This window comes from Flavobacterium fluvii, from assembly GCF_900129545.1.
In the GTDB taxonomy this organism is placed as follows: Bacteria; Bacteroidota; Bacteroidia; order Flavobacteriales; family Flavobacteriaceae; genus Flavobacterium; species Flavobacterium fluvii.
This window is the reverse complement of sequence record NZ_FQWB01000001.1, coordinates 443945-459467: the sequence shown is the minus strand read 5'-3', so window position 1 is coordinate 459467 and position 15523 is coordinate 443945. Positions and strand designations below refer to the sequence as shown.

The window sequence follows — 15523 nt, the reverse complement described above, 5'->3', positions numbered from 1 at the left end:
AATGAGGAATTTTATTTTATATATGATATTAATGTTTTCTTTTGCAGTTTCGGCGCAGGAGAAGGACAAAACATTGCCAAAAGCGAATGAGGAATATGCTGAAAAGAAGTTTGTCGAAGCGGAAGCCAATTACCGAGTTTCGAATTCCAAATTTTCCAAAAGAACGGTGGCGCCTTATAACTTGGGGAATGCCATTTATAGACAAAATCAAATTGCGGAGGCTAAATTTGCTTATGCCAAAGCGATTAAAAACATAAAATCAAGACCCCAAAAACATAAAGTATATCACAATTTGGGCAATGTTTTCATGAAGGAAAAAAATTATTCCGCTGCCGTTGAAGCTTATAAAAATGCTTTGAGAAATAACCCGACAGACGAAGAAACTCGTTATAATTATGCTTTGGCGAAGAAAAAACTAAAAGAAAATCCACCCAAAGGTGACGATAAAAAAGAGAAGGACAAAGACAAGGACAAAAAAGACGACAAGGATAAAGATAAAAAGGACGAAAAGAAAGACGGAGACAAAGACAAGAAAGACGATCAAGGTAAAGATAAGCCATCCGACAAAGGGAAAAACGACAATAAACCCGGAGAGCAAGGACAACCAAAACCAATGCCTGGCGGAATATCCAAACAACGATTAGAAAACCTTTTGGACGCCGTAAACAACGAAGAAAAGAAGATTCAAAACAAGGTGAATGCCCAAAAAGCTAAAGGAAAACCAGTACAAACAGAAAAAGATTGGTAATTCAATTAGAATAAAACACAATGAAAAAATTTATAGTAGCGATAGTTTTAATGGTGTGCAACTCTCTTTTGGCTCAAGTACAATTTGAAGCAAAAGTGAGCAAAACCACGCTTGGACTCAACGAAAGACTGCGCATCGATTTTGTGATGAACATGGACGGGGACAACTTTAACCAACCGTCTTTTGAAGGATTCAGGATTATTGCCGGACCAAGCCAGCAAGTGAGCCAGTCATGGATAAACGGGAAAAGTTCATTCGAGAAAGTCTATTCCTATTATCTTTTGCCACAACAAAAAGGAAGTTTGGTTATCAGGCAAGCCACTATAGAGTACAATGGCCAGATTTATAAAACTTCCCCAATAAGAATCAATGTAACCAATGCGGTTCAAGAGGCAAGAAACCCTGATGATTCACCTCAAATTTCGGCCGATGACAATATTTATCTGGTTGCTGATATTTCTAAAACCAGTCCCTACATCAACGAACCGATTACCGTGGTTTACAAACTGTATTTCAGTTATAATATTGGAATCTCGAATTGGAGAGAATTAGACAAGCCAAAATACAACGACTTTTGGAGTCAAAACATTGACATCAAACAACTCGTTGGTGAAGAAGGAATGTTTAAAGGTGAAAAATATCGTTTTGTAGTGTTGAGAAAAACGGTTTTATATCCACAAAAATCAGGGAAACTGGTTATCGAGCCTTTGTCATTGGACATTGACGTGCAATTGCCTACCAATCGTAGAGATGTGTTTGGGCGAGTTCAGCTTGTTAATGACAATAAAAGAGTTTCGGCTGGTGCCAAAACCATAAACGTAAGAGCACTTCCGGAAACAGGAAAACCAGCCGATTTTTCAGGAGCTGTGGGTAAATTTGATTTTAAGGTTACACCATCAAAAACAAATTTGAAAAACGGGGAAAGCCTCGATTTACTGGTTAGCGTGACCGGAACCGGGAACATGAAATTGTTTAATTTGCCAAAACCCGTAGTTCCAAATTCATTGGAAATGTACGATCCAGTTCACGATGAAAAAGTGAATACCACTTTAGCGGGAATGTCTGGAAAAATCACGGATAAATATACCATTATTCCGCAATTCAAGGGGAATTATCCAATAAAACCAATGCAGTTTTCGTATTTTGATTTAGGTTCAGGAAAATACAAAACCATTAGTTCACCGGAAATAATGATTAATGTTTTGGACGGTCCCATGGCAAGTGACCAAGTGGCAACCACAACGCCTGGAGTGACCAAAAACACGATTACAAGCAATGAGCAATTCAAATTTATTAAGCTGAAAAGCGATCTTTTTTCAATGAAAGAAGATGATTTCTTGGGGTCTAATTTGTTTTATGGATTGTTGTTTTTGCCGTTTTTAATCCTTCCATTGATCGTGTTGTTCAAAAAGAAAAAAGAAGCCATCGACAGCGACGTTTTTGGAAACAAGATAAAAATGAACAACCGATTGGCCAAAAAATATTTATCGGAAGCCAAAAAACAAATCAACAACAAAGAACCGTTTTATGTGGCTTTGGAAAAAGCAATGCACAATTTCTTGAAAGCCAAATTGCATATCGAAACATCGGATATGAGTAAAAGCAACATTCAGCAGTTGTTGGCGTCAAGAAACGTGAATGCGCAAACCATAATTGATTTTATCGACCTGACGGAAAATTGTGAGTTGGCTCGTTATGCGTTGACTTCGAGTTCGGCTATCCAGCAGGATTTTGACAAAGCGGTAATGATTATTTCGGATTTGGAAAAACAGATTTCTTAACCACAAAGGACACAAAGAAGGCACGAAGGACACAAAGTTTTTAAAAATATATTAATGACTGAAAACGAAATTTCAAAAATAGTATTTGAATGTGCTTTGAAAGTGCATAAAACTTTAGGCCCAGGATTATTGGAAAGTGCTTATGAGGAATGTATGTTTTATGAACTTAAAAAATCTAATTTAAAAGTTGAAAAACAAAAAGCATTGCCATTGGTTTATGAAGAAGTCAAGTTGGATGTTGGTTACAGAATTGATATTATAGTTGAAGATAAATTTATTGTAGAAATTAAATCTGTCGAAGCTTTAAATGATATTCATCTTGCACAATTACTAACTTATTTAAGATTGTCAGATTGTAAATTAGGATTATTAATCAATTTTAATGTCAAATTACTAAAAGAAGGAGTGAGAAGAGTGGTCAATGGAATACTTTAAATAGTGAACTTTGTGCCTTCTTTGTGTCCTTAGTGTTTAAATTTTTTTATGAAAAAGATAATTTTTATATTGCTGTTAACAACCCAATTTTTCTTTGCTCAAACCGGCTTTGATAGAGGGAATTATTTGTACCAAAAAGCGAGATACGAAGAAGCAATCAAGGAATATGAAAGTGTTTTGGCAAGCCAACAACATTCGTCAGAATTGTATTTTAATTTGGGGAATTGTTATTATAAATTGAACAAAGTGGCTCCGGCTATTTACAATTATGAAAAAGCATTGGTGCTCAATCCGGACGATGCCGAAATAACAAACAACCTCAAATTTGCACAAAAATTGCAAATCGACGAGATAAAAGACATCCCAACAGTTGGCTTTTCTAAAATGGTTCAAGACTTCACGTCAATTTTTCACTATAATACTTGGGCCTGGATTTCGATTGGATTGTCAACGCTGTTTTTACTTTTCTTTATAGGTTATTATTTTTCGCAAATTACCCTGTCCAAAAGGATATTTTTCTTCGGAATGTTTGTCTTGGTCTTTTTGCTTTTGATGAGTGTTTCTGCAGCAATTTCAGAGAAAAATGATTTCAAAAATGAAAGGCCTGCCATTGTTTTCGCTGAAATGACCTTGGTAAAAAGCGAACCTCAAAAAGCCAGCAACACCGTTTTTACCCTACACGAAGGAACCAAGGTTTTTGTGTTGGAAGAATTGGAAAATTGGAAAAAAATTCAATTGACCGATGGAACCGAAGGCTGGATTGAGAAAACCGCGATTAAAGAAGTGAAATAGAAGTTTTCAGTTTACTGAGAACTATTTCTTTTTCAAATCCTCATACCATTTTTCGATAGAAGGATAAATGAATGCCGCGGTTTTTTGGATAGGACGATAAAACATCGATTTATCCAATGTTTCTTTTTTGGCAAACGTATTGTTGAAGTTTATTTTTTCGAAAAGATTTAGAAAGATACTCACAATCAATATTGTTTTTAAAATTCTAAAAAAGCCTCCTCCGAGTTTGTTAATCCAGCCCAATTGGGCAAAATCGGCTATTCCGGTAAGGAATTTTGCTAAAAAATAAATTCCAATGACAACTAAAATAAAGGTCAAGATAAAAGCAGTAACCTGAATGGTTTTTGGATTCCAATGCACAATGCTAGAAAGGATTTCTGCCGTCAATATCGAAAATTTCACTGCAATATAAATCCCCAATAGTAAGGAAATCAAAGATGCAATTTCTACAAAAAGTCCGTTTTTAATGCCTTTGTACAAACCAAAAAGCAGTAAACTTCCCAAAACAATATCTAAAAAACTCATAGTAAAAAAGAGAAAAGAATAAAGAGCAAATATAAAAGAATTATGTTGGTATCTTTGCCTTAATAATTTTAGAATTCAGACTTTAGGTTAAAAAAATCCGCAATCTGAGTTCTAAATTCTAAATCTAAAATAGTAATGTCAAGAGATATACAACTGAAAGAACGCTGGGAACAGCTGGTCAACATACTTTCCAATCAATTTTCGCAAGGCGAAGACTTGGATTTGGACGCCATAATTTATTTAATTGGTGTTCAGGAACTTGGAAAAGTGCATCAAACCTATGCCAAAGACGAGAAACTAAACCTGATGCATATCGCCATTTGCCGATTATTGGAGCCTTATGGTTTTTATGAATTCGAATTTTTCGACGAAGAAGGTTGGCCACATTACAAGGTAAAAGAAGAGTTGCCACCATTGAAAGCAGGAGAACAATCCGTTTTGATGAAAGAAGCTATCGTGAATTATTTTATCGAAAAAGAACTAATTGATTAGACTTCAGGTAACAGATTGCAGATTTCAGGGAGAAAAACAAACTTGAATGACCTTACATGACTTATATGGTTTAAAAACTTACTGTTTAATTTGTGAAAATTAGTGTAATTCGTGGCAAAAAACTAAATTTGCACTCTCAATTATTGGATGAAAATGATAGACAAGATAAAAGAATATATTGGTGAAGCACAAGCTTTTTCAACACAAAACAAGGAAGAACTAGAAGCATTTAGAATCAAATTTCTGGGAAGCAAAGGGCTTTTAAAAGATTTTTTCGCCGAATTCAAAAACGTGCCGAACGACCAGAAAAAGGAATTTGGACAAGTAATCAATTTGCTAAAATCTTCTGCAGAAGAAAAAGTAAAATCCATTCAAGAATCTTTGGAAAGCAAAGAAGAAAGCAAAGGATTGTATGGCGATTTAACACGTTCGGCAGAACCAGTAATCATTGGTTCCCGTCACCCAATATCCTTGGTAAAAAACCAAATTATCGACATCTTTTCCAATGTTGGTTTCAATGTTTCAGAAGGTCCGGAGATTGAGGACGATTGGCATAATTTTACCGCATTGAATTTGCCGGAATACCATCCGGCGCGTGATATGCAAGATACATTTTTCATCCAGACGAATCCCGATATTTTGTTGCGTACACACACTTCATCCGTGCAGGTGCGTTATATGGAAAACAACAAACCACCTATCAGAACGATTTCTCCGGGAAGAGTTTTCCGTAACGAAGCCGTTTCATCGCGGTCACACTGTATTTTTCACCAAGTGGAAGGATTATACATTGACAAAGACGTTTCTTTTGCCGATTTGAAGCAAACGCTTTTATATTTCACCAAGGAAATGTTCGGAAAATCAAAAATTCGTCTTCGCCCGTCTTATTTTCCATTCACGGAGCCAAGTGCCGAAATTGATATTTACTGGGGTTTAAAAACCGAAACTGATTACCGAATTACAAAAGGAACCGGCTGGTTGGAAATTGGCGGTTGCGGAATGGTGGATCCCAATGTTTTGAAAAACTGCAACATCAACCCGGAAGAGTACACTGGTTTTGCTTTTGGAATGGGAATCGAAAGAATTGCCATGTTGTTGTATCAAATTGGTGATATTCGAATGTTCTACGAAAATGACGTTCGTTTTCTGGAGCAATTCAAAGCAAGTATTTAAAAATTTCAGATTGCAGATTAACGATTTTTGACCCGAGCGAAAGCGAACAGGCAAAGATTTCAGAAGTTTAAATCTGCATTCAAAAATCAAAAGAATGAAATCTGACATCATCATCCCCGAAGTAGAAAACGTTTTCCTCGCCGCAGTCCAGGAATGGAGCGACGACTTTATGGAAAAAGTTTGGTACATCTATTTAGTAAACGACAGCGATTTTAATCTCGATAGTGTAATGATTGTTTCCAAAGCTTTTGGAACCATTGATGGCGAAATGAAAAAAACTTCGCTTTTACGTCACGCTTTTCTGGAAGTGCCTGCGGTTACTTTCGTGAAAGTGGAAATGGTCGAAAAAAGTGTTTTGGCACTCAACAACGAGTTTATGGTTACTTTCTTTATTGGTAACACCTTATACGACCGAAAATTTATTTTCAGGGCCAATTCCATTACTCCAGATTATGTTGAGGAAGTGCCACTTTTGTTTGTGGACGGCGTGATTGTGAGGTAGATTTGAATATACAGAAATATAAAAGGGCAGCATATTCGATTGAATATGCTGCCCTTTTATTTTATATGATTTAAAAGAATCATCATTTTTCTAAATTAATTTTTTATTCAAAAAGAGCATCTGTTTTTTTTATAATTATTTCTTTTTCCTCTTTTTTTTCAATTGCTATAAAAATGTATTTATCATTAAAATATAAAATTTCCGGTTCTTTGGAATAACTATCATTTTGCTTAAGAGTATTTATTAATTTTTGAAAATTTTGTATGCTTTTAAAATCCTTTATATTGTTTTCTAAAGATATTTTAGCAATAGTTATAGAGATAGATAACAAAATAAAACAAAATATGACTCTAAAAACAGCTTGATTAATTTCGTCTTTAATTAAATATAAAAAAACAGAATATACTATTGTAGCGATAATGTGAATTAATACTAGCAGATAAAGTAATGATTTAAAAGTTTCTAATTTTAAAATTGTCTTAATTTCAAGAAAAATTGATGATAGGATAAGGGCTATCATTATTAATCCAAGAATAATTTCAGTCTTTTTGAGTTGTAACTTTTCTTGTTCAGGATTTCTTTTGATTTTCTTCTTGAAATTAATATAAGGGAGTATAAAAGATATTGGTAAAAAACAAAAAACGAGAATTAATATTCCGTCAGAAACTAATTGGGTAATAGAAAAAAAACGCATCATATTAAATGACATCTCACCTAATTTATAAAACTGCCAAATCCCTCCTAATAAAGTTGGAATTAATGCAATTAAAGCATAATATTCTTTAAGAAGTTTAATGTGGTTTTCTATAAATACTTTCATTTTTGTGATTTGTATTTTCAAACTTACAAAATAATAATCAAATCCTTACAGTTAATTGAGGTTGCTTTTTATCTTCCCAATTTTTGAAGTCAATTAAATCAATGAAAAAGGCAGCGTCTCTTAAATTGAAACGCTGCCTTTTGTGCCTTTATAATTTAACTTTAATCCAACTTCTCCGTTAGTTTTTCAAAAACGTTTTTGGCTGATTTTCCTTCGTATAAAACGCTGTAAACGGCATCAATAATTGGTGTTTTTGCCTTATAGGCAAGATTGAGATTGTAAGCGCTTTTTGCGGCATAATAACCTTCGGCAACCATGCTCATTTCCATTTGGGCTGATTTTACGGTATAGCCTTTTCCTATCATGTTTCCAAACATCCTGTTTCTTGAAAATACCGAATAACCGGTTACCAATAAATCTCCCAAATAAGCAGAATCATTGATGTTACGCTTCATTTTGTGTACTTTTCTGATGAATTTTTTCATCTCTCGAATCCCGTTGCTCATCAATACCGATTGGAAATTATCGCCATAACCCAATCCGTGGGCAATTCCTGCTGCAATGGCATAAATATTCTTGAGCATTGCGGCATATTCCGTACCTATGATGTCGTCAGAGATTTTGGTTTTGATGTAATTGCTGGACAGACATTTGGCAACTATTTTGGCTTTTTCGGCATCGCCACAAGCAATGGTTAAATAAGATAATCGTTCCAACGCCACTTCTTCTGCGTGGCAAGGACCAGTAATTACGCCAATATTTTCGAAAGGAATGTTGTAGGTGGTATTGAAATGTTCTCCAACGATTAAACTGGTTTCAGGAACGATTCCTTTAATGGCAGAGAACACTACTTTGTCGTTTAAACTAACGGTTAATTTTTTTAGTTCATCGTTCAAAAAAGCAGAAGGAATGGCAAAAATGATATAATCGGCATAAGCCACAGCTTCATTGATGTCACTGGTTAGTTTTAATTTTTTGATGTCAAATTCAACAGAACTCAGATAATTGGGATTATGATGATGTATTTTTAGGTGTTCAATGGCATCTTCATTTCGCATATACCAAGTAATTTCTTTTAGATTTACACAAAGCATTTTGGCAATGGCTGTAGCCCAACTTCCGCCTCCAATTACTGCAAATTTTAGATTTTTGGTCATTTTTTAAGTACTTTTAAAATCAAAAGTACTTAAAAATATACTAATAAAGCAATAAATAAACGGCCAAAATAGATTTTGAAACCACCAAAAAAAGAACATTAAAAAAAAATTAAAAAAATATTTATTTTGATGCAATATATATTTCGTTTAGTCGTTGTAACTTACTGTTAGTTTGTTTTTTATAAATAAATTAGGAGGATTGAATTAGTTAGTTTTGTTTTAGTATTTTTGGAAAAGGCGGTCTTAAAGGAGTTTAGGAACGCCTTTTTTATTTGCTAATAACTCATTTCCACAATTGATTTTACTTTTTCCAAAGTAATATTTTGTTTTTCCCCCATGGCTGTCCAACCTCTTTCTTCAAAGCGGTTGACAATAAAATCGGCTGTTTTTGCATAGTCTTTTGCACAATCGGACAATTTGGTTTGCATGCCCATAACGTGAAAGAATTCAACTGTTTTGATGATGGCTTCTTGGGCAATTTCATCCTCGCTTCCGGTCAAGTTAAAAATGCGTTTTCCGTATTGCGCCAATTTTCCTTTTTTGGTTTCGAACATTACTCTATATAAATTGGGTCCAATGATGGCCAAGGTTCGGGCATGGTCAATTCCGTACAAAGCGGTCAATTCGTGGCCGATCATGTGCGTCGCCCAATCCGAAGGAACTCCTTTTTGGATCAATCCGTTTAGAGCCATCGTGCAACTCCACATAAAATTGGAAGCCAAAGCATAATCCGTTGGATTTTCGACCACGTTTGGTCCCACTTGAATCAAGGTTTGCAGGATGCTTTCTGCAATTCGGTCTTGAAGATAACCGTCATGTGGATAGGTTAAATATTGTTCCAAAACGTGGGTGTAGGCATCGACAACTCCGTTTTGCAATTGTCTTTTGGGCAAGGATGCAATGACGCTTGGGTCGCAAATAGAAAACTTTGGAAACAGGGCGCTTCCGCCAAGAGTCAATTTTTCTTGTGTTGCCGCAATGGTCACCACGGCACCCGAATTCATTTCGGAACCGGTGGCAGGCAAGGTCAAAACGGTTCCAAAAGGAACAACTTTCGAAACATCTTTGAATAAAATGCGTTTTTGAAGAATCTCTATTGGATTTCCGTCATAATGAACGGCTGCCGAAATAAATTTCACGCCATCGATGACGCTTCCACCACCAACGGCAAGGATAAAATCGATTTTTTGTTCTTTGATTACGGCAACGGCTTTCATCAAGGTTTCAAAATGGGGATTGGGTTCAATACCGCCAAATTCAACGATTTCAAAACCCGACAATGCGGTTTTTACCTGTTCGTAAATGCCGTTCTTGAAGATGCTTCCGCCTCCGTAAGCCAGCAGAATTTTTGAACCAGAGGGAACCAAAACAGACAATTTTTCTATTTGGCCTTTGCCAAAAACCAAATTCGTGGGATTGTATAATTCGAAGTTAAGCATCGTTTATTTTTTAGCGTTTAATTGTAGTAATAATTTCTCGGCAACCAGTTTAGATGAAGCTGGATTTTGTCCCGTAATCAACAAGCCATCTTCAACGGCATAAGGATGCCAATTTTCGGTTTTACTGTAAATGCCGCCGTTTTGTTGCAAAACATCTTCCAGCAAAAAAGGAACAATTTTGGTCAAGCCAACCGCTTCTTCTTCGGTATTGGCAAAGCCGGTAACTTTTTTTCCTTTAACCAAATATTCGCCATTGATTTTCACGTTTTTGAGAACACCGGGTGCGTGACAAACGAAAGCAACTGGTTTGTTGTGGGTGTAAAATGCTTCAATCAGTTTTGCTGAATTGGAATCTTCGGCCAAATCCCAAAGCGGGCCGTGTCCTCCTGGATAAAAAACAGCATCGTAATCGGCTTGATTTACCTCGGATAATTTTTTGGTGTTTTTTAGTTTTTCCAATAAAACGATATCCGCATCAAATCTTTTGGTATCTTCCGTGGCTGATGATGGATCGGCACTTTTTGGGTCAATTGGAGGTTGTCCGCCAAGAGGTGTTACGATGTCAATTTGCACTCCTTTGTCTGCCAAAGCATAATAAGGTGCCGCTAATTCTTCTGTCCAAAATCCTGTTTTTTCTCCCGTGTTGCCCAATTTATCGTGGCTGGTGACAACAAATAATACTTTTTTCATGACTTTTTTATTTTGTTTTTGTGCGGTTGCTGTTATGCAACCCACGGTTAATGCTATAATGGCAAATAAGGCTGTTTTTTTCATAATTGATTTTGTTTATGCAAATTTACGGCGAATGTGTTATCAGTAAAAATAATTTAAATTATGTTTGTGATAAATATATTTATAACATGGTCAATCTCGAATGGTACAGAACCTTTAAATCGGTTTACAAAAACGGGAACTTTTCTTTGGCTGCCAAAGAATTGTTTATCAGTCAGCCGGCCGTAAGTCAGCAAATAGGTATGTTGGAAGCCCATGTTGGCTACAAACTTTTCAACAGAAAGTCCAAAGGTGTGGAGCCAACGGAATACGCCAAGTTACTCAATAATTTAATCATTGAAGCCTTAGATCGACTGGAAAATGTGGAAAATGGTTTTCGTGCCAAAGCCTTCAATGCCAATAGATTGATTTCGGTGGGGATTTCTAAACACTTGATGAGTTCTTTGGGAAGCGCATTGCTTTCGAAGTATGAATTTATCGATTTTTCTTTCCATACGAATGACCAACTTTTTGAATTGGTGGATTCCAAAAAACTCGATTTTGCGGTTGTGACCAAACAATACGACACTTTTGACACCATCCAGAAAAAATTGGGTGAAATCAAGCAAATCATCGTGGGTTCGAACGGTATTGATGCTTCGGAATTAAAAGCAAACATCAAAATCAAGGATTTTTCGACAATCGAAAATTGGTTAAACAATCAAAAATGGTTCAGTCACGATTCGGGAATTCCGCACATCAAGTTGTTTTGGTTGCACGTTTTCAATAAAAAAAGACCGTCGATGGTTCCCAATTATATTATTCCATCCGAATATGAAATGCTGGAATTACTTGCAAAAAACACTGGAGTAGCGGTAGTTTGGAACATCAATGCCAAGGAATTGTTGGCCGAAAAGAAAATACAACTGTTGTGGAATTCCAATCAAATGCCGGGTACCGAAGTTTTTTTGTTGTCGGGAAAAAATGAAAACATAAGCCCAATTTTCGAAAATATCGAAACCGAGTTGAAAAAGGTTTTGGAATAATTATTTCCTGTATAAATTATTGTGGTCAATGTATTCCCAAACTTTAGAAGGCAAAAGCGGCTGGACATTCTTCTTGTTTTTGATGTTTTCTCGAATGAATGTCGAAGAGATTTCCACAATCGGGGCATCTATGACATGAATCTTGGGATTGTTTTTATAAACCGAATTTTCGAGTTCAGATGAAATGCGAGGATACACATAAACTTCGTGGTTTTGCAAAATGACTTCGTGATTTTTCCATTTGTGCAAAGACTTTAAATTGTCTTCGCCCATAATCAACGAAAATTCGTGTTGTGGATGTTTGTCCTGCAAATGTGCCAAAGTATTCACGGTATAATTGGGCTGCGACAACTTGAACTCAATATCCGAAGGCTTGATTTTTGGGTAATCTTCGGTGGCCAAAAAAACCAATTGGAGTCGTTGGTAATCGTCCAGTAAAGTCTGTTTGTTTTTCAACGGATTGTGTGGCGTCACGACCATCCAAATTTGATCCAGACCGGAATATTCGGCAAAGTGGTTGGCAATAATCAAATGCCCAATATGAATGGGATTGAATGTTCCGAAATAGAGACCGATTTTCATACTATTTTGTTTCGCAAAGATTCACAAAGTTTACAAGAAGATTCACAAAGTACTTTTAAAATTTTTTGCGTCTCTCTGTGTTTTTCTTCGTGTCTCTTTGTGTAATAAATTTATTTATTCACAAAATCCTTTACCAATTGATGTGCTTCTTCTAGTGCAATAGGCAAATCATAGTTTTTGATGACAACGTCAAATTGTGGTGCCGTGGCCAATTCTACGTGGGCTTTGGCAATACGCATATTGATTTTTTCATCGCTTTCCGTGGAGCGTTCTTTCAACCTTCTTTTCAGTTCGTCCACGCTTGGTGGTTTTACGAAAACGGCCAAGGTTTCTTCCGGGAATTTATGTTTGATTCGCAAACCGCCGGCAACGTCGATGTCAAAAATCACGTTTTTCCCTTGAGCCCAAATGCGTTCCACTTCGCTTTTTAAAGTTCCGTAGAAATTATCTCTGTACACTTCTTCCCATTCCACGAAATCTTCGTTCTTGATGTGGGATTTAAATTCAGAAAGCGACATAAAGTAATAGTCTTTTCCGTTTACTTCTTCGCCACGAGCTTCTCGGGTTGCCGCCGAAATGGAGAACTCCAAATTCAAGTCTTCTTTGCCTAATAAATGCCTAACGATGGTGGTTTTCCCTGAGCCCGATGGTGCCGAAAACACTATTAATTTTCCTTTTTTCATTTTAAAGTCATTGCGAGGAACGAGAAGCAATATCATCCTCTTTTTATTTTTATTTTAGCCACGAATTTCACGAATTTCCACTAATTAATTTGTGATAATTCGTGTAATTTTGGGCTGAATTTTATAACACATTCAAAACCTGTTCCTTGATTTTTTCCAATTCATCCTTCATCATCACGACTAATTTTTGCATTTGTGCGTGATTGGATTTGGAACCCATAGTATTGATTTCACGTCCCATTTCTTGGGTGATGAAACCTAGTTTTCTTCCGTTGGCTTCCGTTCCGTTGATGGTTTCCAAGAAATAATCCAAGTGATTGGTCAAACGTACTTTTTCTTCGGTAATGTCCAGTTTTTCAAGATAATAAATCAATTCCTGTTCAAAACGGTTTTCATCCACATTCACTTTTAATTCTGAAATCGCAGTTTGCAAACGGTCTTTTATGGCTTGAACACGTTCTGGATCCAGTGCCAAAGCATCGTTCATGTATTGGCGAATATTGCCAATTCGTAATTGGAATTCTTTTTCCAATGAAGCACCTTCATCTTTTCGGAAATCTCCAATATAATCCAAGGCTTCTGCAATTACTTTTTGAATTTCAGACCAATCATTTTCGTCGATTTCTTCTCTTTCAGTTTTTAAAGTGTCCGGCATTCTGATGGCCATTTTCATTAATTCCGTTTCATCGGCATCAGGATATACTTCGCGTAACTGACCGATGTAGGCTTTCACGATGGGCACGTTCACTTTCGTGGAAGTTTGTTCGGCAGTACTTTCAATAAAAATCGAAAAATCCACTTTCCCTCTTTCCAGTTTCAAGGCGATTTGGTTGCGCAAACCCAATTCCATTTCGCGGTAAGACGAAGGCATTCGCACGCTTAAATCCAAACCTTTACTGTTCAGGGATTTTACTTCTACCGTTATTTTTTTGGTTGGTAATTGCAAGCTTGCTTTACCAAATCCAGTCATTGATTGTATCATATTATTTTCTAAAAGAGTTCAAAGATAAGAAAAAAGTTTTCAGTGGTCAGTGTTCAGTATTTCACAGGAATTCAAAAAAAATTATCCTTTAAATCTATAATATTTTATGATAATACCATCTGAAGATTTTATAAACATTATGTCATTTTTAAAGCTGACTTTTCCTGTAAACGTATAATCAGAGTAATAAATTTTTATAATATTGTTTTTAAAAGTGTACTTGTAGGTTGCAAAAGCATCAATATAATATATTGTTTTATCTCTTATTTCAAAGGTTGCATTTTCAGTTGTTTTATCTGTCCAAATTCCTTTAATAGAATTATTTTCTTTTTGTTGAAAAGATAAAAGAAAAACAATTGAAATTAATGTTAAGGCTATTTTAATTTTCATTGTTACTTTTTTTGTGTAACTAAATACACGCCTGTAAATATCAAAACAGCCGAAATGATTTTTACCAAAGTCAGCTCGTCTTTTCCGAGGCTGATGGCAAAAACGGTGGCGAAAAATGGCTGTAGATAGACAAAAACGGCAATAGTGGTTGGTTTCAATTCTTTCATCGAAAGCAAATTCAGCAAGTAGGTCAGGAAAGTCGAAAAAACGACTACAAACCCTATTTTCCAATAAATATCCATTGGCATCGAGACCCAATCAACTGCCTCAAATTGGCTCCAGCCAAAAGGCAAAACCATTATGAAACCAATCAGATAAATCCATTTGGCAAAATTGAAAGGATTGTATTTTTGCATTAGTTTCTTGACGATTACTAAATAGACTCCATAAGAAGAAGCATTGACAAAAACCAGAAAATTTCCTAAAGTGGCATTTGTCGCATTCCCAACAGATTTTCCGTAAAGAATAAGAAAAGCGGTACCAATCAATCCCAGAATAATTCCAAAAACCATTCGTTTTTGCATTCGTTCTTTGAGAATGATAGCCGAAAGAATCAGTACAATTATTGGTGTTGAAACCATGAGAACCGATGCCGAAATAGGAGAGGTAAGACTTAATCCTTTGAAGAAAGAAAGCATGTTTAAAGCCACGCCAAAAAAGGCGGCCCAAACTATTCGCAGGTAATCTTTTGGGTCGATTTTCTCTTCCCGAACTTCCTTGGATTTTCTGCTGAAAAGCCAAACCAACCAAAACAAAATGGAAGCCCCTCCCACACGCATTATAATGAAACCATAAGCCTCGACATAATTTGGCATTACGTCTTTGGCAAGCGTGAAAGTCATTCCGTATATTATGGAAACAATTGTGGCGGTAATGAGGGCAAGCGTTCTTTTGGACATTAGGCTAAAGCTTTCATTACCTGGAGTATGTTTTGTTGGCTGTTGCCAATGTAGATTTTGCCGTCAATAATAAAAACAGGACGACTCAAAAAGGTGTAATGCTCCAGAATGTATTTTTTGAAATCAGCTTCGGTCAAGGATTTGTTTTTCAAATCCATCGATTTGTAAAGTTGTGCTTTTTTGCTGAAAAGCGCTTCGTAACTTCCGGAAAGGCGGTGCATTTCTTCCAATTCTTCAACCGTAATAGGATCTTGTTTGATATCGTGAAATACCAAATTATGGTCTTTTGGCAAGGATTTGATGATTTTTCGACAAGTATCGCAGGAAGCGAGATAATATATTTTGTTCATAATGGTAAGTACAATT

The 15523-nt window shown here is 35.9% G+C and carries 19 protein-coding genes; 8 read left to right on the top strand and 11 right to left on the bottom strand.

Annotated features, from left to right (window positions below):
- The first annotated feature begins 1 nt into the window (after position 1).
- Genes BUC16_RS01940 through BUC16_RS01925 form a run of 4 tightly spaced genes read left to right on the top strand, consistent with a single transcriptional unit; the run spans position 2 to position 3756 of the window.
- Positions 2 to 748 carry a tetratricopeptide repeat protein gene (locus BUC16_RS01940; RefSeq protein WP_073367517.1) on the top strand — a complete coding sequence of 249 codons (747 nt, stop codon included), beginning with the start codon at positions 2 to 4 and terminating at the stop codon, positions 746 to 748.
- 20 nt (positions 749 to 768) lie between these two features.
- A complete protein-coding gene (locus tag BUC16_RS01935) occupies positions 769 to 2529 on the top strand; it encodes a BatD family protein (RefSeq protein ID WP_073367516.1) in 1761 nt (586 codons plus the stop codon).
- A 54-nt stretch (positions 2530 to 2583) separates the two neighbouring features.
- Entirely contained in the window at positions 2584 to 2964 is a 381-nt protein-coding gene (locus BUC16_RS01930; RefSeq protein ID WP_073367515.1) for a GxxExxY protein, read from the top strand.
- A 48-nt stretch (positions 2965 to 3012) separates the two neighbouring features.
- A complete protein-coding gene (locus tag BUC16_RS01925) occupies positions 3013 to 3756 on the top strand; it encodes a tetratricopeptide repeat protein (protein ID WP_073367514.1) in 744 nt (247 codons plus the stop codon).
- A 21-nt stretch (positions 3757 to 3777) separates the two neighbouring features.
- On the opposite strand, the gene BUC16_RS01920 is transcribed toward BUC16_RS01925, so the two are convergent.
- Complete coding sequence (locus BUC16_RS01920) at positions 3778 to 4281, bottom strand: CvpA family protein (RefSeq protein ID WP_073367513.1); 504 nt, start codon at positions 4279 to 4281, stop codon at positions 3778 to 3780.
- Positions 4282 to 4416: 135 nt separating this feature from the next.
- Between BUC16_RS01920 and BUC16_RS01915 the strand changes: the two genes are divergently transcribed.
- From BUC16_RS01915 to BUC16_RS01905, 3 genes are all read left to right on the top strand, one after another.
- Entirely contained in the window at positions 4417 to 4773 is a 357-nt protein-coding gene (locus tag BUC16_RS01915) for a hypothetical protein (RefSeq protein WP_073367512.1), read from the top strand.
- A 153-nt stretch (positions 4774 to 4926) separates the two neighbouring features.
- Complete coding sequence (gene pheS / locus BUC16_RS01910; RefSeq protein ID WP_073368646.1) at positions 4927 to 5946, top strand: phenylalanine--tRNA ligase subunit alpha; 1020 nt, start codon at positions 4927 to 4929, stop codon at positions 5944 to 5946.
- Positions 5947 to 6040: 94 nt separating this feature from the next.
- On the top strand, positions 6041 to 6448 hold the full coding sequence (locus tag BUC16_RS01905; protein ID WP_073367511.1) for a hypothetical protein: 408 nt from the start codon (positions 6041 to 6043) through the stop codon (positions 6446 to 6448).
- Positions 6449 to 6551: 103 nt separating this feature from the next.
- Here BUC16_RS01905 and BUC16_RS01900 read toward each other — a convergent pair whose 3' ends face one another.
- The 4 genes from BUC16_RS01900 to BUC16_RS01885 form a co-directional block, all read right to left on the bottom strand.
- Positions 6552 to 7268: a hypothetical protein gene (locus tag BUC16_RS01900; RefSeq protein WP_073367510.1), complete on the bottom strand. Its 717-nt coding sequence runs from the start codon at positions 7266 to 7268 to the stop codon at positions 6552 to 6554.
- A 161-nt stretch (positions 7269 to 7429) separates the two neighbouring features.
- Positions 7430 to 8425, bottom strand: a complete 996-nt coding sequence (locus tag BUC16_RS01895) for an NAD(P)H-dependent glycerol-3-phosphate dehydrogenase (RefSeq protein WP_073367509.1) — start codon at positions 8423 to 8425, stop codon at positions 7430 to 7432.
- Between the two features lie 275 nt (positions 8426 to 8700).
- Positions 8701 to 9864 (bottom strand): iron-containing alcohol dehydrogenase, encoded by a 1164-nt coding sequence (locus BUC16_RS01890; protein ID WP_073367507.1) that lies wholly within the window; start codon positions 9862 to 9864, stop codon positions 8701 to 8703.
- 3 nt (positions 9865 to 9867) lie between these two features.
- A complete protein-coding gene (locus tag BUC16_RS01885; RefSeq protein WP_073367506.1) occupies positions 9868 to 10638 on the bottom strand; it encodes a type 1 glutamine amidotransferase domain-containing protein in 771 nt (256 codons plus the stop codon).
- A gap of 86 nt (positions 10639 to 10724) precedes the next feature.
- On the opposite strand from BUC16_RS01885, the gene BUC16_RS01880 reads away from it, so the two are divergent.
- Positions 10725 to 11621 carry a LysR family transcriptional regulator gene (locus BUC16_RS01880; protein ID WP_073368644.1) on the top strand — a complete coding sequence of 299 codons (897 nt, stop codon included), beginning with the start codon at positions 10725 to 10727 and terminating at the stop codon, positions 11619 to 11621.
- Here the strand turns inward: BUC16_RS01880 and nadD are convergent, their stop codons facing one another.
- From nadD to BUC16_RS01850, 6 genes are all read right to left on the bottom strand, one after another.
- Positions 11622 to 12203 (bottom strand): nicotinate (nicotinamide) nucleotide adenylyltransferase, encoded by a 582-nt coding sequence (gene nadD, locus BUC16_RS01875; protein ID WP_073367504.1) that lies wholly within the window; start codon positions 12201 to 12203, stop codon positions 11622 to 11624.
- Between the two features lie 110 nt (positions 12204 to 12313).
- Positions 12314 to 12886: a guanylate kinase gene (gene gmk, locus BUC16_RS01870; protein ID WP_073367503.1), complete on the bottom strand. Its 573-nt coding sequence runs from the start codon at positions 12884 to 12886 to the stop codon at positions 12314 to 12316.
- Between the two features lie 121 nt (positions 12887 to 13007).
- The gene (locus BUC16_RS01865) at positions 13008 to 13868 is read right to left on the bottom strand and encodes a YicC/YloC family endoribonuclease (protein WP_073367501.1); all 861 of its coding nucleotides are present in this window, start codon (positions 13866 to 13868) and stop codon (positions 13008 to 13010) included.
- Between the two features lie 81 nt (positions 13869 to 13949).
- The gene (locus tag BUC16_RS01860; RefSeq protein WP_073367499.1) at positions 13950 to 14258 is read right to left on the bottom strand and encodes a hypothetical protein; all 309 of its coding nucleotides are present in this window, start codon (positions 14256 to 14258) and stop codon (positions 13950 to 13952) included.
- A gap of 2 nt (positions 14259 to 14260) precedes the next feature.
- Positions 14261 to 15157: a DMT family transporter gene (locus BUC16_RS01855; protein WP_073367498.1), complete on the bottom strand. Its 897-nt coding sequence runs from the start codon at positions 15155 to 15157 to the stop codon at positions 14261 to 14263.
- On the bottom strand, positions 15157 to 15507 hold the full coding sequence (locus tag BUC16_RS01850) for an arsenate reductase family protein (RefSeq protein ID WP_073367496.1): 351 nt from the start codon (positions 15505 to 15507) through the stop codon (positions 15157 to 15159). The genes BUC16_RS01855 and BUC16_RS01850 overlap by 1 nt, the downstream gene beginning before the upstream one ends.
- Positions 15508 to 15523: the final 16 nt, after the last annotated feature.